This window comes from Sideroxyarcus emersonii (assembly GCF_021654335.1).
GTDB classification, from domain to species: domain Bacteria; phylum Pseudomonadota; class Gammaproteobacteria; order Burkholderiales; family Gallionellaceae; genus Sideroxyarcus; species Sideroxyarcus emersonii.
In genome coordinates, this window is record NZ_AP023423.1 from 674,066 (window position 1) to 698,174 (window position 24,109).

Annotated in this window: 29 protein-coding genes; 15 read left to right on the forward strand and 14 right to left on the reverse strand. The window is 60.2% G+C overall.

The window, feature by feature from the left end; translation table 11 throughout:
• Nucleotides 1-167: 167 nt before the first annotated feature.
• The 3 genes from L6418_RS03195 to L6418_RS03205 are packed head-to-tail and all read right to left on the reverse strand — an operon-like array spanning nt 168 to nt 2,552.
• The gene (locus L6418_RS03195; RefSeq protein WP_237248037.1) at nt 168-1,454 is read right to left on the reverse strand and encodes an MFS transporter; all 1,287 of its coding nucleotides are present in this window, start codon (nt 1,452-1,454) and stop codon (nt 168-170) included.
• Nucleotides 1,454-2,185, reverse strand: a complete 732-nt coding sequence (locus L6418_RS03200) for an MBL fold metallo-hydrolase (RefSeq protein WP_237248038.1) — start codon at nt 2,183-2,185, stop codon at nt 1,454-1,456. The genes L6418_RS03195 and L6418_RS03200 overlap by 1 nt, the downstream gene beginning before the upstream one ends.
• Nucleotides 2,186-2,201: 16 nt before the next feature.
• Complete coding sequence (locus tag L6418_RS03205) at nt 2,202-2,552, reverse strand: DsrE/DsrF/TusD sulfur relay family protein (protein ID WP_237248039.1); 351 nt, start codon at nt 2,550-2,552, stop codon at nt 2,202-2,204.
• Between the two features lie 125 nt (nt 2,553-2,677).
• On the opposite strand from L6418_RS03205, the gene L6418_RS03210 reads away from it, so the two are divergent.
• Nucleotides 2,678-3,325 carry a metalloregulator ArsR/SmtB family transcription factor gene (locus tag L6418_RS03210; protein ID WP_237248040.1) on the forward strand — a complete coding sequence of 216 codons (648 nt, stop codon included), beginning with the start codon at nt 2,678-2,680 and terminating at the stop codon, nt 3,323-3,325.
• Here L6418_RS03210 and L6418_RS03215 read toward each other — a convergent pair.
• Nucleotides 3,318-3,608 (reverse strand): hypothetical protein, encoded by a 291-nt coding sequence (locus L6418_RS03215; protein WP_237248041.1) that lies wholly within the window; start codon nt 3,606-3,608, stop codon nt 3,318-3,320. The genes L6418_RS03210 and L6418_RS03215 overlap by 8 nt on opposite strands.
• A gap of 164 nt (nt 3,609-3,772) precedes the next feature.
• Between L6418_RS03215 and L6418_RS03220 the strand changes: the two genes are divergently transcribed.
• A complete protein-coding gene (locus L6418_RS03220) occupies nt 3,773-4,837 on the forward strand; it encodes a PA0069 family radical SAM protein (protein WP_237248042.1) in 1,065 nt (354 codons plus the stop codon).
• Between the two features lie 123 nt (nt 4,838-4,960).
• Here the strand turns inward: L6418_RS03220 and L6418_RS03225 are convergent, their stop codons facing one another.
• The 5 genes from L6418_RS03225 to L6418_RS03245 all read right to left on the reverse strand — a co-directional run bounded on the left by L6418_RS03225 (nt 4,961) and on the right by L6418_RS03245 (nt 8,536).
• Complete coding sequence (locus tag L6418_RS03225; protein ID WP_237248043.1) at nt 4,961-5,248, reverse strand: integration host factor subunit beta; 288 nt, start codon at nt 5,246-5,248, stop codon at nt 4,961-4,963.
• 247 nt (nt 5,249-5,495) lie between these two features.
• Nucleotides 5,496-6,143, reverse strand: a complete 648-nt coding sequence (gene lipB, locus L6418_RS03230) for a lipoyl(octanoyl) transferase LipB (RefSeq protein WP_237248044.1) — start codon at nt 6,141-6,143, stop codon at nt 5,496-5,498.
• 39 nt (nt 6,144-6,182) lie between these two features.
• Nucleotides 6,183-6,452 (reverse strand): YbeD family protein, encoded by a 270-nt coding sequence (locus tag L6418_RS03235; protein WP_237248045.1) that lies wholly within the window; start codon nt 6,450-6,452, stop codon nt 6,183-6,185.
• Complete coding sequence (locus tag L6418_RS03240) at nt 6,449-7,315, reverse strand: D-amino acid aminotransferase (protein WP_237248046.1); 867 nt, start codon at nt 7,313-7,315, stop codon at nt 6,449-6,451. Before L6418_RS03240 ends, L6418_RS03235 begins: the two co-directional genes overlap by 4 nt.
• A 102-nt stretch (nt 7,316-7,417) precedes the next feature.
• Nucleotides 7,418-8,536, reverse strand: a complete 1,119-nt coding sequence (locus L6418_RS03245) for a D-alanyl-D-alanine carboxypeptidase family protein (RefSeq protein WP_237248047.1) — start codon at nt 8,534-8,536, stop codon at nt 7,418-7,420.
• A gap of 198 nt (nt 8,537-8,734) precedes the next feature.
• Here L6418_RS03245 and L6418_RS03250 point away from each other — a divergent pair, with 198 nt between their 5' ends.
• Entirely contained in the window at nt 8,735-9,190 is a 456-nt protein-coding gene (locus L6418_RS03250) for a CZB domain-containing protein (RefSeq protein ID WP_237248048.1), read from the forward strand.
• Here L6418_RS03250 and L6418_RS03255 read toward each other — a convergent pair.
• The 4 genes from L6418_RS03255 to L6418_RS03270 form a co-directional block, all read right to left on the reverse strand.
• Entirely contained in the window at nt 9,183-10,046 is an 864-nt protein-coding gene (locus L6418_RS03255) for an HDOD domain-containing protein (protein ID WP_237248049.1), read from the reverse strand. The genes L6418_RS03250 and L6418_RS03255 overlap by 8 nt on opposite strands.
• Nucleotides 10,047-10,071: 25 nt before the next feature.
• Complete coding sequence (locus L6418_RS03260) at nt 10,072-10,941, reverse strand: HDOD domain-containing protein (protein ID WP_237248050.1); 870 nt, start codon at nt 10,939-10,941, stop codon at nt 10,072-10,074.
• Between the two features lie 82 nt (nt 10,942-11,023).
• Entirely contained in the window at nt 11,024-11,563 is a 540-nt protein-coding gene (locus L6418_RS03265; RefSeq protein ID WP_237248051.1) for a response regulator transcription factor, read from the reverse strand.
• Nucleotides 11,560-12,894: an ATP-binding protein gene (locus tag L6418_RS03270; protein ID WP_237248052.1), complete on the reverse strand. Its 1,335-nt coding sequence runs from the start codon at nt 12,892-12,894 to the stop codon at nt 11,560-11,562. Before L6418_RS03270 ends, L6418_RS03265 begins: the two co-directional genes overlap by 4 nt.
• A gap of 124 nt (nt 12,895-13,018) precedes the next feature.
• Here L6418_RS03270 and L6418_RS03275 point away from each other — a divergent pair, with 124 nt between their 5' ends.
• From L6418_RS03275 to L6418_RS03315, 9 genes are all read left to right on the forward strand, one after another.
• Nucleotides 13,019-15,208, forward strand: coding sequence for a TonB-dependent receptor (locus L6418_RS03275; protein ID WP_237248053.1), 2,190 nt, complete (start codon nt 13,019-13,021; stop codon nt 15,206-15,208).
• Between the two features lie 161 nt (nt 15,209-15,369).
• Nucleotides 15,370-15,834 carry a copper chaperone PCu(A)C gene (locus L6418_RS03280; RefSeq protein WP_237248054.1) on the forward strand — a complete coding sequence of 155 codons (465 nt, stop codon included), beginning with the start codon at nt 15,370-15,372 and terminating at the stop codon, nt 15,832-15,834.
• A gap of 9 nt (nt 15,835-15,843) precedes the next feature.
• On the forward strand, nt 15,844-16,320 hold the full coding sequence (locus L6418_RS03285; RefSeq protein ID WP_237248055.1) for a copper chaperone PCu(A)C: 477 nt from the start codon (nt 15,844-15,846) through the stop codon (nt 16,318-16,320).
• Nucleotides 16,321-16,451: 131 nt separating this feature from the next.
• Nucleotides 16,452-16,874 carry an Hsp20/alpha crystallin family protein gene (locus L6418_RS03290; RefSeq protein ID WP_237248056.1) on the forward strand — a complete coding sequence of 141 codons (423 nt, stop codon included), beginning with the start codon at nt 16,452-16,454 and terminating at the stop codon, nt 16,872-16,874.
• Nucleotides 16,875-16,964: 90 nt separating this feature from the next.
• A complete protein-coding gene (gene argB, locus L6418_RS03295) occupies nt 16,965-17,849 on the forward strand; it encodes an acetylglutamate kinase (protein WP_237248057.1) in 885 nt (294 codons plus the stop codon).
• Nucleotides 17,849-18,487: a pyrimidine 5'-nucleotidase gene (locus tag L6418_RS03300; protein WP_237248696.1), complete on the forward strand. Its 639-nt coding sequence runs from the start codon at nt 17,849-17,851 to the stop codon at nt 18,485-18,487. The genes argB and L6418_RS03300 overlap by 1 nt, the downstream gene beginning before the upstream one ends.
• A 9-nt stretch (nt 18,488-18,496) precedes the next feature.
• Nucleotides 18,497-19,084, forward strand: a complete 588-nt coding sequence (gene slmA, locus L6418_RS03305; RefSeq protein WP_237248058.1) for a nucleoid occlusion factor SlmA — start codon at nt 18,497-18,499, stop codon at nt 19,082-19,084.
• 76 nt (nt 19,085-19,160) lie between these two features.
• Nucleotides 19,161-20,696: a 2-isopropylmalate synthase gene (locus L6418_RS03310; RefSeq protein WP_237248059.1), complete on the forward strand. Its 1,536-nt coding sequence runs from the start codon at nt 19,161-19,163 to the stop codon at nt 20,694-20,696.
• Nucleotides 20,697-20,722: 26 nt separating this feature from the next.
• Nucleotides 20,723-21,004: a hypothetical protein gene (locus L6418_RS03315; RefSeq protein ID WP_237248060.1), complete on the forward strand. Its 282-nt coding sequence runs from the start codon at nt 20,723-20,725 to the stop codon at nt 21,002-21,004.
• On the opposite strand, the gene L6418_RS03320 is transcribed toward L6418_RS03315, so the two are convergent.
• A complete protein-coding gene (locus tag L6418_RS03320; protein ID WP_237248061.1) occupies nt 21,001-21,711 on the reverse strand; it encodes a HugZ family protein in 711 nt (236 codons plus the stop codon). The genes L6418_RS03315 and L6418_RS03320 overlap by 4 nt on opposite strands.
• A 29-nt stretch (nt 21,712-21,740) precedes the next feature.
• On the opposite strand from L6418_RS03320, the gene L6418_RS03325 reads away from it, so the two are divergent.
• The 3 genes from L6418_RS03325 (at nt 21,741) to L6418_RS03335 (ending at nt 24,101) form a co-directional block, all read left to right on the forward strand.
• Complete coding sequence (locus L6418_RS03325) at nt 21,741-22,973, forward strand: YihY family inner membrane protein (RefSeq protein WP_237248062.1); 1,233 nt, start codon at nt 21,741-21,743, stop codon at nt 22,971-22,973.
• Nucleotides 22,974-23,052: 79 nt separating this feature from the next.
• The gene (locus L6418_RS03330) at nt 23,053-23,634 is read left to right on the forward strand and encodes a YqhA family protein (protein WP_237248063.1); all 582 of its coding nucleotides are present in this window, start codon (nt 23,053-23,055) and stop codon (nt 23,632-23,634) included.
• Entirely contained in the window at nt 23,634-24,101 is a 468-nt protein-coding gene (locus tag L6418_RS03335) for a TlpA disulfide reductase family protein (protein WP_237248064.1), read from the forward strand. The genes L6418_RS03330 and L6418_RS03335 overlap by 1 nt, the downstream gene beginning before the upstream one ends.
• The last annotated feature ends 8 nt before the right edge of the window (nt 24,102-24,109 follow it).

Sequence of the window (24,109 nt, forward strand, 5' to 3'; positions counted from 1 at the left end):
GACGGGATGACCGAAGGACGCCAGTCGGCCACAAGCAGACTTATACGGATGTCCGCTTTGCGGCGAGCAACCTGGCGAAATGGAGTTCAGCTGCGTCCCAACATCAGATGATGGCGAGAGGAATTCTAGAGCAGCTTGTGTTGGGCAATTAAAATAGTTTGCTCAAGCTATCCGATTCGCAGATGTGTTTCTTCACCAAACCACCAAAGAATTCCCCCCGACAGGAACATCGAGACCGCCACGAACCAGAAGGCAGCCTCTACCGTACCGCTGAAATGTGCCGTGATACCGAGTCCGAGTGCGCCGATGCCGTATCCCAGATCGCGCCAGAAGCGATAGATGCCAATGGCCGAGCCGCGCCAGTCCGGGTGTGAAATGTCGGCCACGGCAGCGGAGAGGTTCGGGTACAGCAAAGCCATGCCGAATCCGGAAACGGCGGCAGAGAGCGACCACCATGCCATGCCCTCGCCAAGCAGCATCATTGCCACACCCGCACCGCATATCCACATGCCAATGACGTTTGGCTTGTGACGACCGATGTGATCGGACAACTTGCCCGTAAAGAACTGAGAACCACCCCAGACGAAGCCGTACACACCGACGATCCAGCCGATGTTGGGCAAGCTCAGTCCGTGCCGATAAAGGAATACCGGATAGAACACCCACACCAGCGCATCGACGAATTTCTCCACCAGTCCGGCCTGGCTGATGGCGAACAGGCGTTTGTCGCGCCACGACACCAGCGTAAATACTTCCCACGTCGTCGGCTGCGCGCTGATGTTGGTCGGATAGCGTGGCAGTGCTCCCGTGCCGATGCCGGCCTTGTGTTTTGCCGCTTCGCTTTTCGCCCAAGGCAGCGTGTCCTTGACCCACAAAATGGTAAGCAACAACGCCAGTAAGATTGTCGTCAACCCGAATGCCAATAATCCGGTGCGCGCGCCCAGCATGGTCGCCAGATATGCAGTTATGATGCCCGCGAGTGCCAGCCCGATATAGCCAGAGAATTCATTCAGGCCGATGGTCAGGCCGCGCTGGTCGGAGCGGGTGATATCCAGCTTGGAGGTCTGCGTCATCGACCAGGTCAGCCCCTGGTTGATACCGAGCAACACCGTGGCGGCGACGATCCAGCTCCACGACGGCGCAAAGTAAACCAGCAAGGGAATGGGCAGTGCGGCAGCCCAGCCCAGCAACAAGACCTTTTTGCGACCGATGCGCTCCGACAATCGTCCGGCCACGAAATTGAGCGTACCTTTAACCAGACCAAATGCCACCACGAAAGCGGTCAGCAACATGAATGAGTTTTTCGGCACGCCGAACTCGGATTCGGATAGTGCGGGTACCACCGTGCGCATCATGCCGATGGTGAAACCCACCAGCATGACTTGCAGCAATTGATGCAGAAATTGGTCAAGATTGGCACGAATGCCGTGAGTCAGGTTGTGATGCGTCATCATCAGCCCGCGATGTTCGCAGCAACCATCTTGTCCATCTCGGCCGGGCGAGGCGGGATTTCCTTGGTCAGGTATTCGATAAAGGCTTCCTTCTCCATCGACAATCCCGGGTTCCAGCGCTTCTCGAAGCCAATGGTCGAGCTCGGTTTACCGGATAAGCCGGCACCGCAAACACTGCCAGCCTGGTGGCCGGGAAATAGTTCGATTTCAGGGGAAAGCTGCAGCAGCTTGGAATGAAGGCTGTCATAGAGTTGGGCCGCCATTTCTTTCTCTCGCCCCAACAAATCCGGGCGTCCGATGGAGCCCACGAACAACGTGTCTCCTGTAATAACGAACCAGGGTAACTCCCCGCGGCGCATATCCGTCACCAGCAGGCAGACGCTGTCCGGCGTATGGCCTGGCGTATGCAGCACCTCGACATTGACGTTGCCAAGATTGAGCGACTGCCCGTCGTTCAAGGGTTCAAAGTCGAATTTCACGAGCCCCTTATCGGATTCATGCAGGCAGTACGGCGCACCGACCATCTGAGCAAGCTTTCTGCCGCCGGAGTAGTGATCCGCATGGACATGGGTGTCGATGACGTAATTGATGGTGACGTTGGCCTTCTTTGCTTCCTCGATGAACCATTCCTCATCGCCCGCGACCACATCCACGGCCATGGATTTACCCTTGGTGCCGCAGCCGAAGAAGTACGACAGTGAAGCTTCTTTCGTTGCCAATTGCTTGAAAAACATAACGCTCTCCCTGAAATTAAAACACCAGAACCTTGTCTGCCCACGCCGTCCACTCGGCCAATTCCGCCAAGGTACTGCGATGTGTCTGGTCGGCAATGTCGCCATCGGTTATGCCGCGCGCATCCATGCAAGTGCCGCAGATACCGATTTCGCCGTCATGCCGGCTCACGTTACCCAGCATCACCTCGACGTTGTAGAATCCTTGCGGGACTTTCTGCCCCTTGCGTGCAGCAGATGCCCCATCGCCGATCAAGAAGACGCGGACCGAACTTCCTTCCTGCTTGGAAAGTGCTCCTGCCAGGCGCAGGCCGTTATAGGTGCGTTCGCTCCCGTAAGGAGCCTCGTTGAGGATGAACAGAGTTTTCATGGGTACCCCCCCGGAATGCATTACATTCCAACAATTGCTGGAATGATTAAAGCACCTATTGTTTACTCATGTCAATCTGGTTTAGAGTGTTGCAAATTTATTCCAATACTTAATGGACCGAATAAATGAGAGGCGGACGCAAGATCAAAGATCTGCTGTATGAGCAAGTGGCGCGGATTGGTAAGGTTTTTTCTAGTCCCAAGCGGCTAGAACTAATCGAATTGCTTTGCCAAGGCGATAAAACGGTTGAAACCTTGGCGCGGGAAGCTTCAATTAGTTTGAAGCTAGCCAGTTCGCATCTGCGCGAGTTGCGCATGGCTCGGCTGGTCGAAACCGAACGGCAGGGGAAAAATATTGTTTATCACCTTGCGGACAAATCGGTGGCCGACCTGTGGGTGCAGGTTCATATGCTGGCAGAAGAACGCCTGGTCGATTTGCAGCTGGCATTGCAGAAGATTGCGGCTCAGCCGGATGATCTGGTAGCCAATGACCGTGAGAGTCTGTTAAAGGCTGCGCGCAAGGGTGAAATTGTGGTGCTTGATGTCCGGCCGACAGAAGAATATCTAAACGCGCACCTGCCGTTTGCCCGTTCGATTCCTCTGGATGAATTGCGGCAAAGATTGTCGGAGCTGCCTAAAGACCGAGCCATCGTTGCTTATTGCCGTGGTCCTTATTGTCTGATGGCTCCGGATGCAGTCGAATTGCTCAAGCAGGAGGGCTACAAGGCTGTTCATTTGCGAGACGGTGTCGCCGAGTGGGCAGCGATCAAATAATTTGCATACAATATTGCTGACGATCAACAAAAGAATATCTGCTTCCGAATAAGCGTTGACGCAAATCTGCACATAGTGAGTGACCGTTATAAGGCAGCGTATTTTGGGTGCTAAAGGGCCGTTGTGGGTTAGGAAGCGACACTCGAACATCATCAAAACACTGCCAGGCAATGTCCGCTTCTGAGTGATAAACGGACCTCTCCCCAACCTGCGCAAACAGCACTTCTAGCAAATCACCGCAGTCCGCTTTGGCCGAGTTGGAGACGTTTGTTGAACCTGCCATCTATTCGCCACTCAGTGCTGATTCTTATACGGCTGAACCGGCATTCCATTCATATACAGTTTGACATCACCGTCCTGTGCGCCCTATAGTCGCAGCAGAACGAACGTTCTGTTTGGTCGGGAATAGGGGAGGTGCCGGCAAAACTACCGGCGGTGCAGGATCGGGTGAAACATAAAGTAACAAAAGGGCGTGGTGCGACGCTGCAGATCGAGGGGCGCTTCGAGCATGTTGCGCGCGAGCGTGTCGATGATGGCTGGGGCGCGGCGGATGAAGAGTTGCCGCCCTTCAGGACGACAGTGACGGCAGAAAAGGCGAGAAGCGTGATCCAGCGCCACGCTTCGCCGGACCTGCCGTTCGATCATTCGCTCAACGCTTATCGCGGATGCGAGCATGGCTGCATCTATTGTTATGCGCGGCCTTCGCATGCCTATCTGAATCTTTCGCCGGGACTGGATTTCGAGACGAAACTGTTTGCCAAGCCGGAGGCGGCAAAGCTGCTGCGCGCGGAGCTGGCGAAACCCGCTTATCGATGTTCACCCATCGCGCTCGGATCCAACACCGATCCCTACCAGCCGATCGAACGCGAATGGAAGATCACGCGGCAGATCCTGGCGGTGCTGGCGGAGTGCAGGCATCCGCTGTCCATCGTCACCAAGTCGGCGCTGGTCGAGCGCGACATCGACCTGCTGGCGCAGCTGGCGCGCGAGGATCTGGTGCAGGTGTTCATTTCTGTCACGACGCTGGATGCCGAGCTGGCGCGCAAGCTGGAGCCGCGCGCTGCTTCGCCGCGCCGTCGGCTGCAGGCCATCCAACGGCTGAACGAGGCGGGGGTGCCGTGCGGGGTGATGGTTGCGCCGGTGATTCCCTTCCTCACCGACGCGGAGCTGGAGAGCGTGCTGCAGGCGGCATACGAGCACGGTGCGCGCACAACGGCATATACCTTGTTGCGGTTGCCCTACGAGTTGAAAGACCTGTTCAAGGATTGGCTTGCCGTGCATTACCCGCTGAAGGCGGAGCATGTGATGGGCCGTTTGCGCGAAATGCGCGGCGGGCGCGAGAACGATCCCAAGTTCGGTTCGCGCTTCAGCGGCCAGGGCCTGTTTGCGCAGCTGTTGTCCAGACGTTTTCACCTTGCGTGCGAACGCCTGGGCTTCAATCGCGAGCCTGTGCTGCTCGATACGTCGAGATTCATCAGGCCGAGTGCGAGCGGGCAGCAGAGCCTGTTCTAGCCAGGATAGGTGGGCATCATTCGGGCAGGTTGATCGCATCGGCCAGCGTGATGGCCGTTATCAAGGGCATGCTGCTTTCCATCAGCCGGCAGAAAATCTCGACCAATCGGGCATGTGCTTTTTTCATTTTGCTTCCTGGCGGCGCAGTTCCTTCAGCGCTTTCCCCGGTTTGAAGTGCGGATGGTATTTGGCGGAGATGGCGATTTTTTCCCCTGTCTTCGGGTTGCGTCCGTTGCGCGGCTTGCGGTAATTCAGGCCGAAGCTGCCAAAGCCGCGTACCTCCACCCGGTTGCCGTTGGCGATGGTCGTTGCCAATTGCTCGATGATGATGCGCACCCCCAGCTCGACATCTTTCGCTTGCAGGTTCGGGGTTTGCTCGGCCAGTTTGATGATCAGATCGCTGCGATTCATGAACGGGTCCTTTGTCCGATGAAAAACGGGCATCCCGGAGGATGCCCAAAGGTGGGAAGAGACACATGAAAGTCGCAGAGAGCCTATCCATGCAACTTTCAATCAGGGAGTGAGCAAGCAGCATGCCAGATCGGGCAGTGCTATTTATCAACGGCTTAGCCGGGGAGTGGCGTTGCGAAATGCGGAGTACTGCACCAACAAGCGGCCCGATGCACTGCATTGGTGAGCGAGGGCGGGAGGGATGCAGTCACTGTTCCAGCCGGCGCTTGCTGTCGAGGTGGCGCTGCAATCCGTGCACCAGATTCTGCGTGAGCTGCGCCTGCAGTTCTTCTATCGGGATGGTGATGCCGAGCTCGATGCATTGCGTGACGCGCAATCCTTCGTAGCCGCAGGGGTTGATGTTGTCGAACGGCGACAGGTCCATGTCCACATTGAGCGACAGGCCGTGATAGCTGCAGCCATGCTTGATCTTGAGGCCCAGCGCGGCGATCTTGGCGTCGCCGACATATACGCCGGGCGCGTCTTCGCGGCCTTCTGCCGCGACGCCGTATTCGGCCAGCAGGTCGATGACGGCCCGTTCCATCAGGCGGACCAGTTCGCGCACGTTGATCTTCCACCGGTGCAGGTCGAGCAGCAGGTAGGCGACGATCTGGCCGGGACCGTGATAGGTGATCTGCCCGCCGCGGTCGATCTTCACCACGGGGATGCCGGCCGAGTTGAGCAGGTGTTCCGGTTTGCCAGCCTGGCCCTGGGTGTAGGTGGGCGGGTGCTGCAACAGCCAGATCTCGTCCACGGTATCGGCGGTGCGTTCGGCGGTGAACTGCTGCATGGCGCGCCAGGTCGGTTCGTACTCGACCTGGCCCAGTGCCTTGATGTGTATGGCGGGATGTTGCATGGCTCTATCCTTCGCTGTGTCCAGCCGGGGGCCGGGTCGTCAGAGCACCATTTTAACCATCGGATGCGCGGTCAGGTCGCGGTACAGGTTGTCGAGCTGTTCGCGCGAGGTGGCCCGGATGGTGCAGGTGAGGCTGAGATATTTCGCATTGCTGCTGCTGCGCATCTCGATGGTGGCGCTGTCGAAATCCGGCGCGTGCGCCTGCACCACTTTGGCGATGGCCTGCGCAAAATCCGGCTGCGTCGCGCCGAAGATCTTGAGCGGGAAATCGCAAGGGTATTCGATAAGGGAATCTTTGGGGTCGATCATTTGCGCATCACTTCGCGTTTGAAGGTCTGATAGAGCGGATGGAGTTTGGCGAACATCGCGCCGGGCTTGCCGTTGCCTACCGGTTTGCCGTCGAGCTGGGTGATGGGGAGCACTTCCTTGGTGCTGGAGGTCAGCAGCAGTTCGTCGGCGCCCAGCACTTCCGCCTTGGTCACGCGGCGCACCTTGTACGGGATGCCGTTGGCTGCGGCGAGTTCGAGAATGACGTCGTAGGTGATGCCGGGCAGCATGAGGTTGTCCTTGGGCGGCGCCAGCAGTTTGCCGTTCTTCACCACGAAGATGTTGCTCGCCGCGCCTTCGGTGAGGAAGGCATCGTCGCGGATCAGGATGGCTTCGGCGCAGCCGGCTTCCACCGCAGCCTGACGCAGCAGCACGTTGGGCAGCAGCGCGATGGCCTTGATGTCGCAACGCAGCCAGCGGTTGTCGGCGACCGTGATGCAGGCGATGCCGCTTTGCAGCAGTTCGGCCGGCGGTGTGGTGAGCGGGTTGCTCAGCAGGAAGACGGTGGGTGGCACGGGCGGATTCGGGAAGGCATGGTCGCGCTTGGCGACGCCGCGCGTGATGTGCAGGTAAAGGTATTGGTCCTGATTGCGGCCATCCTGGGCGTTGCGTTCGATGAGTTCGCTGAGGATGGCGGTCCACTCACGCTCGCTGTGCGGGTTCTTCAGCTTGATGCCGTCCAGGCTGTGCTGCAGGCGTTGCAGGTGTTCCGCCAGGCGGAAGGGGCGGCGCGAATACACCGGGATGACTTCGTACACGCCGTCGCCGAAGATGAAGCCGCGATCGAGCACCGATATCCTGGCTTCCTCGATCGGCATGAAAGCGCCATTCAGATAGATGGTCATGCGGCTCTCCCTGTAGGTTCACTATGCGGGCGGATCGCGGCACCGCGCTGGTTCATTCCTTGCACTTCAGCCTGCAGCTGCGAACGCGCAACCCTGGACCCATTACTGGAACAGCAGGCGGATATTGTCGATGCCGCGCGAGAATACGTTCGCCAATGGTATATCGTCCAGCGCAACCACGGGAAGATCCAGATAAGGTTTGCCGTCGAGGCTGAGGTGCAGCGTGCCGATCTGCTGGCCGCGGTCGATCGGGGCCAGCAGCGGCTGCCGGGTTTCCAGCGTCGCCTTGAGCGCGTTGCGCTGGCCTTTGGGGATGGTGAGGTAGCGGTCGGCGCTGAAGCCGATGTCGAGCTGGTTGGATGTGCCTTTCCAGATGTGCTTGGCGCTGACGGCCTGATCCCGGGAATAGAGCCTGATGGTTTCGAAATCCTGGAAGCCGTAGTTCAGCAGCCGCTGGCTTTCGCTGCTGCGCAATTTGTCGGTGGCGGCGCCGATGACGACCGAGATCAGGCGGTGGTCATCGCGCCTGGCGGAAGCAACCTGGTCGAATTCTTCCGCTTCGTTGTTGCTCGCCGCCAGGCCGTCCACGAACGGGTCGAGCCAGAGCAGGCGGTTGCGGTTGAACTGGTTGATGCCGCCGTACTGGAATTCGCGTTGCGCATAGAGGCGATAGAGCTCGGGAAAGTCGCGCACGATGGCGGCGGCCAGCAATGCCAGATCATGCGCGCTGCTGTAGTGCTGCGCTTCGGGCGCGCCGGTGGCGTTGACGAAATGCGTGTCCTTCAGTCCCAGCCGCTGGGCCTCTGCGTTCATGATGTCGGCCAGCGCCATCTCGTGGTTGGCAAGGGTTTCGGCCAGTACGCGCGCCGCATCGTTGGCAGACTGCACGATCAATCCGTGCAGCAGGTCATCCACGGTCACGGCCTTGCCCGCATTCAGGAACATGCGCGGTTCGTCGGCCAGCGTGCGTGTCGCGTAAGCCGAGGGGATGAGCCGCTGGGCGAGCGACAGCTTGCCTTGCTTGATCGCGCCGAACGCGACGTAGGCGGTCATCAGTTTGGTCAGGTGGGCGGGCGGTATGCGCGCGTTGCCATTCTGTTCCAACAGAAACTGTCCGCTGGTGTAGTCGTACAGCGCATAGGAACTGGCGGCAAGGATGGGCGGGGATGAGACTGGTTCTTGAGGGAATACCTGCGTCGGGATCAGTGCGAATAGAAACAACAGGACAAATTTCATGGGAATCAATCGGGCTGTAATGCGCGGATTATAGCAAGCACGCGGCTTGGCAGGCACCGGGGTAGGGAGGGTATAGATATTTTTCGGAGGGAGTATAGGTACGGTCTAGTACATACGGCATATTGTCCTTGCCCGCACTCGACGATACAACGCCAGCCTTGGAAAAGGATTCGGGAGGTTGCGATGCAACTGATCAGGGAAAGAGTTGGGCAGGAGAGCGGCAATTCACCGCAACCGGTCGAGCGGGCGCACGACCACGCGTTCATCGGGATAGACTTCGTCGAGGTGGCGGAGTCGCATGTGCTGTTCTTTGGGCGGGTCAAGGATTATCTGAATGGCGAGCCGCTGGATGCGGGCGCCGACCTTTCCGAATTCGACCGGAATTGCGAACTGGAGAGATGGTTGCAGGGTGTCGGCACGAAACGATTCGGGCAACTGCGTTCCTTTGCCCGTTTGCGCGATGCGCATGCCGAGTTTCACAACCTCGCTACGGATGTGCTGGCGATGATACATGCCGGAAGCTGGATCGCTGCCGAGCATATGCGCAAGAACGAATTGTCGCAGGCCTTGCGCCGCGTGCTGATCACGCTCACCGAACTGAACGAGTCGATCAGGAAACAAGGGGCGGGCGTCAGCTGAACGAGTTGGTGAACTGTGCCGCCTGATTGGCCTGTTCCACGACCTGCTCGGCGATCTCTTCGGCGCGATCCGGGTCGATTCCCAGCGCTGTCCATTCCTCTGCCGCGACCTGGTTTCCGACAAACTCGCGGATGCCGAGCGGGGGGAGCAGCTTCTCCGTGATGTTGACGATGCGCACCAATGGCTGTCCCTCGGCGGCCCCTGCCGCTTCCGGTGTGTGGTGGTAGCGCAGCACGGTGACGATCTCGCTCGGCAGGTTCCAGTGTTTCGCCAGCTCCGCGCCCAGCTCGTCGTGCGTCATTTCCAGCAATTCGCGTTCTATCTCGATGGCGGGCCGGTCCGGCTCGATGACGAAGCGGGTGTGCAGGTCGTCGCTGCGCCGGGTGTCCAGGTGCGCCAGTACCAGATAGCCGATATCGTGCAACATGCCGGTGAGGAAAATCAGGTCGTCCTGCGGCCGGTTCTTCGCCGGCATGGCGCGCACCACCGGCAGCATGGCAAAGGCGACGCCCATGTTGTGCAGCCAGAGTTCCTGCGGATCGAAACGGCCGATGGGTTTGCTCACCAGCGACATGACGGCGATGCCGGTGGCGACCGATTTGATCCGGGTCAGCCCCAGCAGCATGGCCGCGTCATTGATCGCCGTGATCTTGCGCGAGGCGCCGAGCAGCGGCGAGTTCGCCAGGCCGATGATCTTGGCCGAGATCATCGGGTCCTGCGAGATCAGCAGCAGCATCTGCTTTTCGCCTTCCTCGCTGTCCAGTTTCAGCGACATCAGTTTTTGCGCGATGAGCGGCATTGCCGGCAGCGAATTCAGGTTGCGGACAGCTTGGCGGAGGTCGATGGGTGTGTTCATGTCGAGGTGCCTGGTTCGTCGTTGTTCAGAAAGTCGATGCGATCTGCCGTGCGTGTTCCGCCTGCGCGCGGGCGGATGCCGCCAGCTCTTCGCCGCGAGCCGGATCGATCCCCAGCAAGAGCCAGTCCTGTGTGCCGATATCCGACTCCACGTGCTCGGAGATGCCGAATGCCGGCAACAGCTTCTCCGCCAGATGGAGCAGGGAGGACACGGTTCGTGCGGTGCCCGCCGCCATTTCGGCGGGGTCGTCGTGGTGGTGGCGCAGCACGGCCACGATATCATCGGGCAGATCCCAGTGGCGTGCCAGTTCGGCCCCCAGTTCGCCGTGCCCGATCTCGATCAGTTCGGCTTCTATGTCGCCGATCGGCCGGCCGACTTCTGTCGTCAGCCTGGTTTGCAGCAGATCGCTGCTTGCGGGGTCGATATGGTTGAGCACCATAAAGCCGATGTCGTGCAGCAGCCCGGCAAAGAAGATTTCGTCGTCCAGCGGGCGAGTGCCGCTGGGCATGCCATGAGCCAGGGCGCACATCGCAAGAGCGATCCCCAGGCTGTGCAGCCAGAGATGCTCGATGTTGAGTTTTCCGTTCGGGCGCCGATTCAGCGCGGACATCACGGCGATGCCGACCGCGACCGATTTGACGCGGGTGATGCCCAGTATCATCGCCGCATCCGCGACCGATGCGATCTTGTGGGCGGTGCCGAACAGCGGGGAGTTGGCCAGGCCGATGATGCGGGCCGATATCTGCGGATCCTGCGCGATCAGCAGCAACAGATGCATCTCGCCGTCCGGCGTATCCAGCGGCAGGCTCAATATTTTTTGCGCCACGACCGGCATCGTGGGAAGACTGTCCAGATCCAGAATGGCTGCTCTTAACTTGACCGCCTTGTCGTTCATTGTTTTGTTGTGGTTCCCTGATACTGACTGGCAGACATTCTAACCCGAACCCGCAACGGCGGGCTCCGGAGTTGTGGCAGGTTCAGAGGCCTACCGGTCGTTTGGCCAGCTTGCGCTGCAGGGTGCGCCGGTGCATGTTGAGGATGCGGGCCGTGGCGGAGATATTGTCGCCGTTCTCCCGCAACACGCGCTGGATGTGTTCCCATTCCAGGCGCTCGACCGAGGCGGGTTGCGCCTCGAACTGGGCATCGGCGTTGGCGCTGTGACCGAAGGCGGCGACGATCTCGTCGGCATTGGCGGGCTTGGAAAGATATTGCGTCGCCCCCAGCTTGATCGCCTCCACTGCGGTGGCGATGCTGGCATAACCCGTCAGCATCACGATGCGGGTGGCCGGGTCGAGTTCGTGCAGTTTCTGCACCAGCACCAGTCCCGATGCGCCCTCCATCTTCAGGTCCAGCACGGCGTATTCCGGCGGGTTGGCGCTGGCGAGCGGCAACGCCTGTTCGACGCTGCCGGCGGCGGTGACGGCAAAGCCGCGTTTTTCCAGTGCGCGCGACAGCACCGTACGGAAGGTCTCGTCATCGTCCACCAGCAACAGCGAAGGTTTTTCCGCGGGGATCATGTGGAGAGGCTCCGTAAGGGCAGGATCACTTCCGTCGTTGCGCCGCCGCCCTCGCGATTGGACAGGCGCACGCTGCCGCCCAGTCTTTCCAGTGTGGCGTTGGCGAGGAACAGGCCCAGGCCGCGCCCTTCCTGCTTGGTGGTGAAGAAGGCCGAGCCAGCACGGGCTGCCGCTTCCGGGGTAAGGCCGGGCCCGTGGTCGCGGATTTCCAGCATGACGTTCGTGGTGTCCCAGCGCAGCAGGATATCCATTTCGTCCGGCGAGGCGTCCGCGGCATTGTTCAGCAGGTTCAGCAGGGCCGAACGCAATGCGGGATCGGTCCTCAGGCGGGGCGACGGCTGGAGGCCGCTGACCTGAAAACGGTAATGCACGGTCGGGCGCAGCAATTGCCATTCGTCGAGCACGTTGCGGATGAACTCCTCCAGCGACAGTTCGCTGCTGGTTTCCTGCGCGTGCGAAAGCAGCGAGTCGAGGATGCGTTTGCAGTTGCGGACCTGTTCGTCGAGGATGACGAGGTTGTCCTGCTGTTCCGGCGACGCGCATTCGCGGCGCATCTCTCCGATCACGACGGACATGGTGGAGAGCGGCGTGCCAAGTTCGTGCGCGGCCCCTGCGGCCAGTGTTCCCAGCGCCACGATGCGTTCGTTGCGCAGCGTTTCTTCCCGCACCCGGTTGAGCTGGGCATCGCGGATGCGCACTGCCCGTGCCATCTCCACCACGAAATAGGCCACCACCACGGCGCTGATGACGAAGCCGAGCCACATGCCGAGCACGTGCGTATTGAACGCATCCCCCAGCGGGGCCGCGGTCGAGGCAGCGGCAGGCGCGCTTTCCATGTGGTGATGGGTGTGATCCATCTGCTGCATCGCGGCGGGGGCATGTTGCGCATGGCCGCCCGGCAACGGTACGTACCACACCATCAGCATGCTGTAGCAAGCCAATGTCAGTGCCGCCATGCCCCAGGTGTAGCGCCGCGGCAGTGTCGCAGCTGCGATCACCAGCGGCAGCAGGTAGATCGAGACGAAAGGATTGGTCGAGCCGCCGCCGTAATAGAGCAGCACCGTCAGCACCATCACGTCCACGCTCAACTGGAGGAACAGTTCCAGGTTGCCTACCGGAAGATCGAACGACAGCCGCCACCAGGTGAGCAGGCTCGCCAGCGCCAGAAAGCCTACTGCACCGAACATCGGCATCCAGGCGAAGTCGGGGCTGAGGTAGCGCTGCACCAGGATCAGGGTGACGCATTGCGCCAGGATGGCAGCGGCGCGCAGGAACAGCATCCTGCGCAGGTGGGTATGGCCGGTCTGGGCGGCGAGCAGGGAGGAACTCATGCGGGGATTCTACCGGAGTCGCTTTGCACCCGGCAGAGGTGCGGCAATATGCCGCAGAGACGCCATGTCAAATTTCCATAAAATCCGCGCCGATCGAACATTCAATAACCAGGGAGAATCTGCAATGAAATCGGGGTTGAAAATGAGCGCGGTGGCGGTTGCGCTGGCGGTAACGCCTTGCGCATTTGCCGAAGAGGCGGAAACTATGCCGGAGGTCGTGGTGACGGCGGAACGGCAACAGCCTTTGCCGTCACTGGGCAGTTCGGGACCGGGACAGGACGATTTGACGCGCTTGCACACCAATACCAGCGATACGGCCAGATTGCTGGAGGGCTTGCCGGGCGTCAGTGTCTACGGTGCCGGCGGGGTATCCAGCCTGCCGGCGATCCACGGCATGGCGGACGATCGCGTGCGCATCAAAGTGGATGGCATGGACCTGATTTCCGCTTGCGCGAATCACATGAATCCGCCGCTATCCTATATCGATCCCGGCAATGTCGGCAGCGTGAAGGTGCTGGCCGGCATCACGCCGGTCAGCGCAGGCGGCGACAGCATAGGCGGGACGATCCTGGTGGACTCGCAAGCGCCGGAGTTCGCCCGGGATGGGCAAGGCACTTTGCTGAAAGGTCAGGCAGGCGTGTTGTATCGCAGCAACGGCAACGCTCGCGGGGCCAACGTTACGGCAACGACTGCCAGCGAGAACCTGAGCATGATGTACAGCGGCTCAACCGTGAAAGCGGCAAATTACACGGCGGCGCAGGATTTCAAGGCGGCCGGGCTGGCTGCGACAGGGCGTGGCTGGCTGGCGGGCAACGAGGTCGGCTCCTCAATGTACGAAGCCATCAACCAGTCCATCGGCGTTGCGATGCGCCAGGCCAACCATCTGGTCGAACTCAAGCTGGGTTTGCAGGATATCCCCTATCAGGGCTTCCCGAACCAGCGCATGGACATGACCGGGAACAGCAGCAAGCAGGCCAATCTGCGCTATACCGGGCAATATGACTGGGGGATGCTGGAGGCTCGCGCCTACAACGAGAACACTCACCACCGGATGAATTTCCTTGAAGACAAGCAGTTCTATTATGGCAACGCCCCCGGCATGCCGATGGAGACCAAGGGCAGGAACACCGGGGCGCAGCTCAAGGCGGACATCGTGCTGTCGGAACGGGATGTGTTCCGGTTGGGCAGCGAATATCAGCGCTATCGCCTGGACGACTGGTGGTCGGCATCGGGGACGGGGGGGATGTCTCCGAACGCTTTCTGGAACATCAACAACGGGCAGCGGGACCGATTCGGCATCTTTGCCGAATGGGAAGCGCACTGGGATCCGCAATGGGCGAGCCAGCTCGGTGTCCGCGCCGAATCGGTAAAGATGAACACGGGGGTGGTGCAGGGCTATAACACGACAGCCACTTATCTGGCCACGGCGACCGCCTTCAATGCGTTCGATCGGCAGCGTACCGACAGCAACTTCGATATGACCGCATTGGCACGCTATACGCCGGACAGCAGCCGGGATTTCGAAGCGGGATATGCCGCAAAGACCCGCTCGCCCAGCCTGTACGAGCGCTACACCTGGTCGACCAAGAGCACCATGGTCCTGAACATGAACAACTGGTTCGGCGACGGCAACGGTTATGTCGGCAATCCGGACCTGAAGCCGGAAACCGCGCATACGCTGAGCATGGCCGGCCGCTGGCACGACGATCGGCAGGAGTCGTGGGAAGTGAAGGTCGCGCCGTATTACACACGCGTGGTGAATTACATCGATGCGGTTGCCTGCCCGGCATGTGCGGCCCGTACTGACGGATTCGTGAACCTGACGCTGGCCAACCAGACTGCGCGCTTCTATGGTGCCGATGTTTCCGGCCGCACGTTGCTGGCGAGGAATACCGGCTACGGCAGTTTCAGCACATCCGGGGTGCTGGGCTATGTGAACGGCAGGAACCTGACGACCGGCGACAATCTGTACAACATCATGCCGTTGAACCTGAAGCTGGCGGTCGAGCAGCGCATGGGCGGCTGGACCAACACCATCGAGACGAGACTGGTGACGGCAAAAACCAGGGTCGAAGCGATCAGAAAGGAAATGCGCACCGGCGGCTACGGTTTGCTCAATCTGTACAGCAGCTACGAATGGAAACGTGCCCGGCTGGACGTGGGGCTGGAAAACGCCCTGAACAGGTTCTACTTCTCGCCCCTGGGCGGCGCATATGTCGGGCAAGGCGCCACCATGGGCACGGGAATTCCATACGGTACGCTGGTGCCGGGCATGGGACGCTCTTTCAATACCAGCCTGACCGTGAAATTCTGACCGTCCGATGAGGGCCGCCGGTTCATCCCGGCGGCCTTATGTCGTTGTTTGTGCGGACCGGAGCCGGAGCGGGATAAACTGCAAAGGCCGGGCCGGCAAATCAGGCTAAAATGACGCGTCGTATCGTTAAATATTTGACGCATTTTTATTCAGGAGATGACATGAAAAAAATTCTGGTTGCGGGTTTGTTGGCGATGCTGGCGGCGACTCAGGCTTATGCCGATGAAGTGAAGGTGAGCAAGGCCTGGACGCGCGCGACCGCCCCCGGGCAGGACAGCGCATCGGTACAGTTGACCATTACCAGCAAGAAGGATGCGACCCTGATCGGCGTAGCGAGCGGGTCGGCGCAAAGCGGGGAGATACACAGCATGGTCATGGAAGGCGACGTGATGAAGATGCGCGCACTGGATGCGCTGCCGTTGCCGGCAAAGACGCCGGTGTCGCTGGGGGAAGACGGCAATCATCTGATGCTGATCGGCTTGAGGAAGCCGCTCAAGGCCGGTCATAAACTGCCCTTTGCGCTGACGGTGAAATTCGCCGACGGACACACTTCCGTCATCCGGGTGCTGGCGGTGATCAAGCCACTGGAAACAACCGCTGCCGAAGGGCACGAACATCACCATTAGGAGACAGTCGTGTGGCGCCAATTTTTTTGTGCGGCAAGTCTGTTCCTGGCGGGCCATGCCTGGGCGGGCGCGAATGACGTGATCGTGGACAAGGCCTGGCTGCGGGAGAGCGTGCCGGGACAGACCTCCGTTACCGTGCAGATGAACCTTACCGTGGCCAAGGCCGCGCGACTGCTGTCGGTGCGCAGCCCGGTCGCCGCATCCGGCGAAATACAGAATGTGGTGATGCATCGCGGCAAGTTGCATACCGAAACGGTTCCCAGCATCAAGCTGCATGCGCATAGCACGACGCTTTTCGGCGAGCGCGGCATATATATGTCGCTGGTGGGCCTGAAGCAGGCGCTGAACGTCGGCGACCATGTGCCGCTGACGCTGGTGCTGGAGATCGGCGGAAAGCCCGTCACCATCAATGCGGCCGCCGAAGTGAGGCCGCTGGAATTGAGCTACCAGCACTACAACGACCCGACCGTCAAAGATCACCGGTGATCGATCGGTGCGTCGAACAAGGAGGGGCGGCATCTAGCCGCCCTTTTTTTGCCCTTGAAATACTGCCGGAAGCCCATAACTTGGGAGCATGCGGAAAGCTTTCCGCCCAACCCTGAGGAAAGGAGAAATAAATGGCCAACATCACCAGATTCAGCCCCACCAGCGATGCCCTGGATGATTTATTTCGGGGATTCTTCATGCAGCCTGTCCGGTTTGAAGGGCAGCAGCAAATGCAGATCAGGATGGATGTGAGCGAAGACAGCAAGGCCTACACCATCCATGCCGAGATCCCGGGCGTGAAGAAAGAGGATATCCATGTGAATGTGGACGGCAACCAGGTATCGATCGGCGCCGAAGTGAAGAACGAGAAAGAGGTGAAAGAGGGGGAGAAATTGCTGCGCAGCGAACGTTATTACGGCAGCATATCCCGTGCTTTCTCGCTGGCGCAGGAGGTGGACGGCGATGCCGCGCAAGCGAAATACAAGGATGGCATCCTGGAGTTGACGCTGCCCAAGAAGGTGGTCGCCAGCGCCAGGAAACTGATCATCCAGTGAGCGTTAACTTCCCTGCAGACGGGCGGCTTCACGCCGCCCGTTTCGTTTCGGTATGCGGTAGAATGCGCGCAGTATTTTGAAGGAACGAATATGCCATTGACCGTCGCCACTGCTGCGCAAAAAGCCCATACCCTGTCCGAAGCGCTACCTTACATCCAGCGTTTCTTCGACAAGACCATCGTCATCAAGTACGGCGGCAACGCCATGACCGACCCGAAGCTGCAGGAGGGCTTCGCGCGCGACGTGGTGCTGCTCAAGCTGGTCGGCATGAACCCGGTCGTGGTTCACGGCGGCGGCCCGCAGATCAATGAGCTGCTGCAAAAGGTGGGCAAGAAGGGCGAATTCATCCAGGGCATGCGCGTCACCGACGAAGAGACCATGGATGTGGTCGAGATGGTGCTGGGCAAGGTCAACAAGGACATCGTCAATCTCATCAACCGTTATGGCGGCAAGGCGGTGGGCCTGACCGGGCAGGATGGCGGCTTCATCCGCGCCGAAAAACTGCTGCTGGAAAGCAGCGACGAGCCCGGCAGGATGCTGGACATCGGCCTGGTCGGCGACATCAACAAGATCGATCCGTCGATCATCACCTTCCTGGATTCCGGCGATTTCATCCCGGTGATCGCGCCTATCGGGGTGTCGCCGGATGGCGAGACATTGAACATCAATGCCGACGTGGTGGCGGGCAAGCTGGCGGAAGTGCTGCGCGCCGAGAAGCTGGTGCTGCTGACCAACACTCCCGGCGTGCTGGACAAGGCGGGCAAGCTGCTGACCGGGCTGACGCCCAAGCAGATCGACGACCTAGTGGCGGACGGCACCCTGTCCGGCGGCATGCTGCCCAAGATCGGGTCGGCGCTGGATGCGGCGCGCGGCGGCGTGCGCTCGGTACACATCATCGACGGTCGCGTGGAGCATGCGCTGCTGCTCGAGATTTTGACCGACGAAGGCGTGGGCACGCTGATCAAAAGCAAATGATGGGCGAGCGCGTCTGGATTTTCGATCTGGACAACACGCTGCACGATGCGACGCCGCACATATTTCCCCACATCAACCGCAGCATGACGGCGTATCTGCAGGAACACCTGCAGCTGAACGAGGATGAAGCGAACGCGTTGCGGGCGGACTACTGGCAGCGCTACGGTGCGACGCTGAGCGGGCTGATGAAGCACCACGGCACCGACCCGGACCATTTTCTGTGGCATACGCACCAGTTTCCGGCGTTGTCGAAAATGGTGCTGCGCCAACCGCGCCTGCGCCATGTGTTGCAGCAGCTGCCGGGCAGGAAGGTGGTGTTTTCCAATGCGCCCCTGCATTATGCGCAGGCGGTGCTGAAGCTGTTGCGGGTGGACGACCTGTTCGAAGACGTCTTTGCCATCGAACATTCGTGCTACAAACCCAAGCCGCAGGCCGAAGGGTTCCGGCGCCTGTTGCGCAAGCACCGGCTGCATGCGGCACAATGCGTGATGGTGGAAGACAGCGCGGAGAACCTGCAGACCGCCAAGCGCATGGGGATGCGTACCGTATGGATAAGCACTGCGCCGCGTGCGCCGGCTTATGTGGACTTGAAGATACGCGATGTGCTGGAATTGCCGCGCGCGCTTTCCAAACTTTAAGGGGGAATTATGGCAACCAAACAACCGGGCGAGAGAAAGCTGCAGATCCTGCAAACCGTCGCCGAGATGCTGGAACAGCCCAAGGGCGAGAAGATCACCACGGCGGCACTGGCGGCTCGTCTCGACCTGTCCGAGGCGGCGCTGTACCGTCACTTTGCCAGCAAGGCACAGATGTTCGAGGGGCTGATCGAATTCATCGAGCAGACGGTGTTCGGCCTAGTCAACAAGATCACCACCGAAGAGCAGGATGGCCTGAAGCAGGTGGAGGGGATACTTGCGCTGTTGCTCGGCTTCGCCCAGAAGAACCGGGGCATGACGCGTGTGCTGATCGGCGATGCGCTGGTGAACGAGGATGAACGCCTGCAATTGCGGATCAACCAGTTCCTTGATCGCATCGAGACCACGCTCAAGCAGTCGTTGCGTATCGCCGATACGCAGGGCCGGCTGGCGGCGGACGACGACATCGGTGCCCACGCCAACCTGTTGCTGTGCTTCGTCGTCGGACGCTGGAACCAGTTCGGCAAGAGCGGATACACGCGCGACCCGATGGCGCAGTGGACGCAGCAGTGGGGAATCATCCGGTCGCAGTTCAAGTAACCGTCCGGGTTGCCACGAATAATGGAGGCGGCATCTGGGTGATGGCCGCGAAACAAGCAATTGCATCGGAGCAGACATGACTGAAAAATTGATCATATTCGATACCACCTTGCGCGACGGCGAGCAAAGCCCGGGCGCATCCATGACCAAGGAAGAGAAGCTGCGCATCGCGCGCCAGCTGGAGAAGCTGGGCGTGGATGTGATCGAGGCCGGCTTCGCGGCAGCCAGTCCCGGCGATGCCGACGCGATCCACAGCATCGCCAGGGTGATCGAGCATTCGACGGTGTGCTCGCTGGCACGCGCCAGCGAGCGTGACGTGCGCGCAGCGGGCGAGGCGATCAAGCCGGCCAGGCGCGGGCGCATTCATACCTTCATTGCCACTTCCCCCATTCACATGGAGAAGAAACTGCGCATGACGCCCGACGAGGTGGTGGAGCGTGCGGTCGCGGCGGTGAAGCTGGCACGCGAATACACCGACGATGTGGAATTCTCCGCCGAGGATGCGGTACGTTCCGAGATGGATTTCCTGGTGCGCATCTTCGACGAGGTGATCAAGGCAGGCGCGACGACGCTGAACGTGCCGGATACCGTGGGTTACAGCATCCCGGTGTTGTGGGGCGAACGCTTCAAGCAACTGATCGCGCGCGTGCCGGGCAGCGACAAGGTGATCTGGTCCACGCATTGCCACAACGACCTGGGCATGGCATCGGCCAACTCCCTGGCGGCCGTGATGAACGGCGCGCGCCAGGTGGAATGCACCATCAACGGCCTGGGCGAACGCGCGGGCAATGCCTCGCTGGAAGAGGTGGTGATGGCGGTGAAGACGCGCCGCGACATCTTTACCTGCGATACGAATATCGACACCACGCAGATCGTGCCGACCTCCAAGCTGGTCTCCAGCATCACCGGCTATCCGGTGCAGCCGAACAAGGCCATCGTCGGCGCCAATGCTTTCGCGCACGAGTCCGGCATCCATCAGGACGGCGTACTGAAGCACCGCGAGACCTACGAGATCATGCGTGCCGAAGATGTGGGCTGGGGCGCGAACAAGCTGACCCTGGGCAAGCTTTCGGGGCGCAACGCGTTCCGTACGCGCTTGCAGGAGCTGGGCATCGTGCTGGAAAACGAGGATGCGCTGAACGCCGCGTTCGCGCGCTTCAAGGATCTGGCCGACCGCAAGAGCGAGATTTTCGACGAAGACATCCAGGCTCTGGTGAGCGAAGAGGGTGTCGCCCAGGTCAGCGACCACTACCGTCTGGTGGCGATGGGCGCGCATTCCGAGACCGGCGCGCTGCCGGTGGCGCGCGTCGTGATGAGCGTCGGCGGCAAGGAGTTGCAGGCGGATGCACAGGGAGGCGGTCCGGTGGATGCGACCTTCAAGGCGATCGAGCAGATCGTGAAGAGCGATACCGAATTGCTGCTGTATTCGGTCAACAACATCACCAGCGGCACCGATGCGCAGGGTGAAGTGACGGTGCGCCTGTCCAAGGGCGGGCGCGTGGTCAATGGACAGGGAGCCGATACCGATATCGTGGTGGCTTCCGCCAAAGCTTACCTGAATGCGCTGAACAAGCTGGATGCCGGAGCGGTGCGGGCGCATCCGCAGTTGTAACGGCCGGGGGTAAAGGAGTTTTTGCAATGAGATTTTCAGTGGCTGGATTGCTGTTGCTGGCGGGCACGATGCTGCCGGGGGGCGTGCATGCGGTCGGGCCGGATGCGGCTGCCGGATCGGCGCAATCTGCCGCCCAACCGGTGACGACAGCGGCTAAACAGGATGCGCCGTTGCAGAAACGGAAAGGCAAGGCCGTGAGCAAGGCTAACGCTAAAAAGGTCGACCAGAAGCCGCAACAGCCGGGCGTGCAGGAGTCTGCTCCTGCTGCGACAGAGCAGTCCGTGCAACTCAGGGGGGTGCGGGGTTAATCCGGCGGTCTGACGGGGCGCTGCTGCGGCCCCGGTTTCCCGGCCGGCTGTCCCGCCAGCATGACCAGCGCGTGTGCTGCATCGGACGCCGGGACAGGGAAGCTGCGACGCAGCGTGCGCTCGTCCAGGCGCAGGTCGTAACCGTCGCAATCGATGCCGATCACTACTCCTTGAGCAGCAGGCCGGGCGGCGTTTACCTTGTCCAGCAGGGTATCTTCTTCCATGCCGAGCGGAGTGTCGGGCGGCTGGTATCTGTCAGCCTTCACCCAGTGGATGTCGCCGAAGCCGCCGATATAACGCAGCATCAGCGGTGCGATGCGATAGAACGCAAAGTCCCCCATGTCGAAACAGGTCTGCGCTTCCGGGAAATAGCGCAGAAAGCGTTTCCCCGCCTGCTCGCGCTCTGCGACGAGCGACGCTGTGCCGATCACGGTGATGCGTCCTTGCGCCTGGATGTGCGCATCTTCCTGGTTATGGGTGATGAGACTGACGCGAGGGTCGTGCCGGATGTTTTTGGTGTGTTCCGCCAGAGCGCTGATCAGGATGAGCAGGCTGCCGTCGTGATCGACCAGGTACGGTGTGATGGAGCCGAAAGGATGTCCGTCGAATTTCTTCGACAGGGTGCCGAGCGCGCCGTAGCGATGGGCGCGCAGCAGCTGCCTGGCGGCGCGGGCGGTGGCTTGCGGATCGGCTTTGTCGGGTATCATTGATACATTGTATTTCGTAACCTGGGTATATGAAACTTCCGGACCTGAAACTCCCCAATTTCGGCATCATCGATTCCTTTCGCTTCCTGCGCTATGTCACCGTGCGCTTGCAGGAGGATCGGTGCACGCAGATGGCGGCCAGCCTGACCTTCACCACCCTGCTGTCTGTCGTGCCGCTCATCACCATCGCCCTGACGCTGTTTTCCGCCTTCCCGGTATTCAACGAATTTTCCACGCCCGTCAAGCAATTTATCCTGATGAACATGGTGCCGGAGACCGGCGGCCGGATCATCACCGGTTACATGGAACAGTTTGCCGAAAGCGCTTCGCGCCTGACGGCGGTGGGTATCGCATTCCTTGCCGTGACCGCGATGCTGATGATGCTGACCATAGACAACGCCTTCAACATGATCTGGCGCGTATCTCGGCCGCGCAGCCTGCTGCAGCGGGTGCTGGTGTATTGGGCGGTACTGACGCTGGCGCCGTTGCTGGTCGGCGGCAGCCTGTCGCTCACGTCCTGGCTGGTCGGGTTCTCGGCCGAGTACGCCAAACACGTCCCTTCGGTCGGCATGGACGTGCTGAAGATGGTCCCGGTCGTATTGACCACCGCAGCCTTTACCTTGCTGTTCCGTGTGGTGCCCAATCGGTATGTGCCGATGCGCCATGCCCTGATCGGCGGGCTGATCGCGGCCGTGGCATTCGAATCGATGAACCGCGCTTTCGCTTTCTACATCTCGCACTTCCCGACATACAAGCTGGTATATGGTGCATTCGCGAGCGTGCCGATCTTCCTGATGTGGATCTATTTTTCCTGGATCACCGTCTTGTTCGGCGCGATCATCACCGCTTCGCTCTCGCATTGGCGCAGTACGCATTCCCTGCGCCTGGACCAGGCGGCCAAGCTTTATTATGCGGTGGGGATACTCAAGCTGATGCACAAAGGGCTGGGCAAAGGCGAGGTGCAGACCCTGCCCGGATTGTCGCGCCATCTGCATATCGGTTACGACGATGTCGAACGCATCCTGGAGAAACTGGTGAAAGCCAGGATCGTGGGCAAATTGTCGGGATTCGGCTGGAGCATGGTGCGTGCGCCGGAAGCCGTCGAGTTGAGCGAACTGCTGAAACTATTCCTGCTCGATGTGGCCACGCTGCCGAAACATGCCGGCGATGGCGACATCAAGGCCTGGTTCGTGTCGCTGGAGAGACGCATGAACGAGCCCAAGGGCCTGACCCTGCATGATATATGGAATAAGAGCGCATGATGTATTGCCGCCCTTGGGCTTTTGCGCTCTAATGCGCGCCGCCGAGGTTTTGTCAAACCGGATTGATTGGGAGAGAGTCGTGAAATTTATTGAATCCTTGCTTGAAGGTTCACTGTGGAACAGCCGTTTCGTCATTTTCCTGGCGGTATTGGGCAGTCTGTTCGCCAGCTTTGCCATTTTCTACATGGCAACCGTGGATGTCGTGATGCTGGTGCAGCACACCTTCCATTATGCCGACGCGAGCATGACGGACGAGGCGCGCAAGGCCCTGCATGACAGCACCGTGTCGCACATCGTCGAGGTGGTCGACGGATACCTGCTGGCAGTGGTGCTGCTGATCTTCTCCCTGGGGTTGTATGAACTGTTCATCAGCGATATCGACCAGGCGCACGGCAGCAAGGCATCCAGCAAGATACTGGTGATCAACAGCCTGGACGACCTGAAATCCCGCCTGGCCAAGGTCATCCTGATGATCATGATCGTGACCTTGTTCGAGGAAGCTATCAACATGCACGTCTCGCAGCCGATCGACCTGATCTACATGGGGGGCAGCATCGCCCTGATCGCACTGGCGCTGTATTGGTCGCATGCGGCGGAAGGCAAGCACGGCGAAGATGGCCATGAATCGGCCGACGAGCACGACGAAGGCGCGGAGCATTGATGCAAACCTTCCTGCGGCTGCTTGGCATGGCAATGCTGCTGCTTGCGGCGGTTGGCGCCTCGGCAGAGTCTTTTGTGTTCAAGGATATGCAGGGGCAGCAGCAACGTTTGCAGGATTACCGCGGCAAGTGGGTGCTGGTGAATTTCTGGGCCACCTGGTGTCCGCCTTGCCTGGAAGAGATTCCCGACCTGGTGAAGCTGCATGAGGCACACAAGAACAAGGATCTGGTGGTCATCGGCGTCGCGCTGGATTCCACCAGGGAATCGGTTGTCGAGTTCGTGGCCAAGAAGAAGATCGGCTATCCCGTCGTGATGGGCGATTACGATCTCGCGGCACAGGTGGGCGAGGTGGATGCGCTGCCAACTTCCTATCTGTACGATCCGACCGGCAAGTTGGTGAGCTATCAGCAAGGGATGGTGACGCGGGCCAGCGTGGAGTCCTACGTCAGGGGCAAGACTGCCAAATAGCGGGGCGG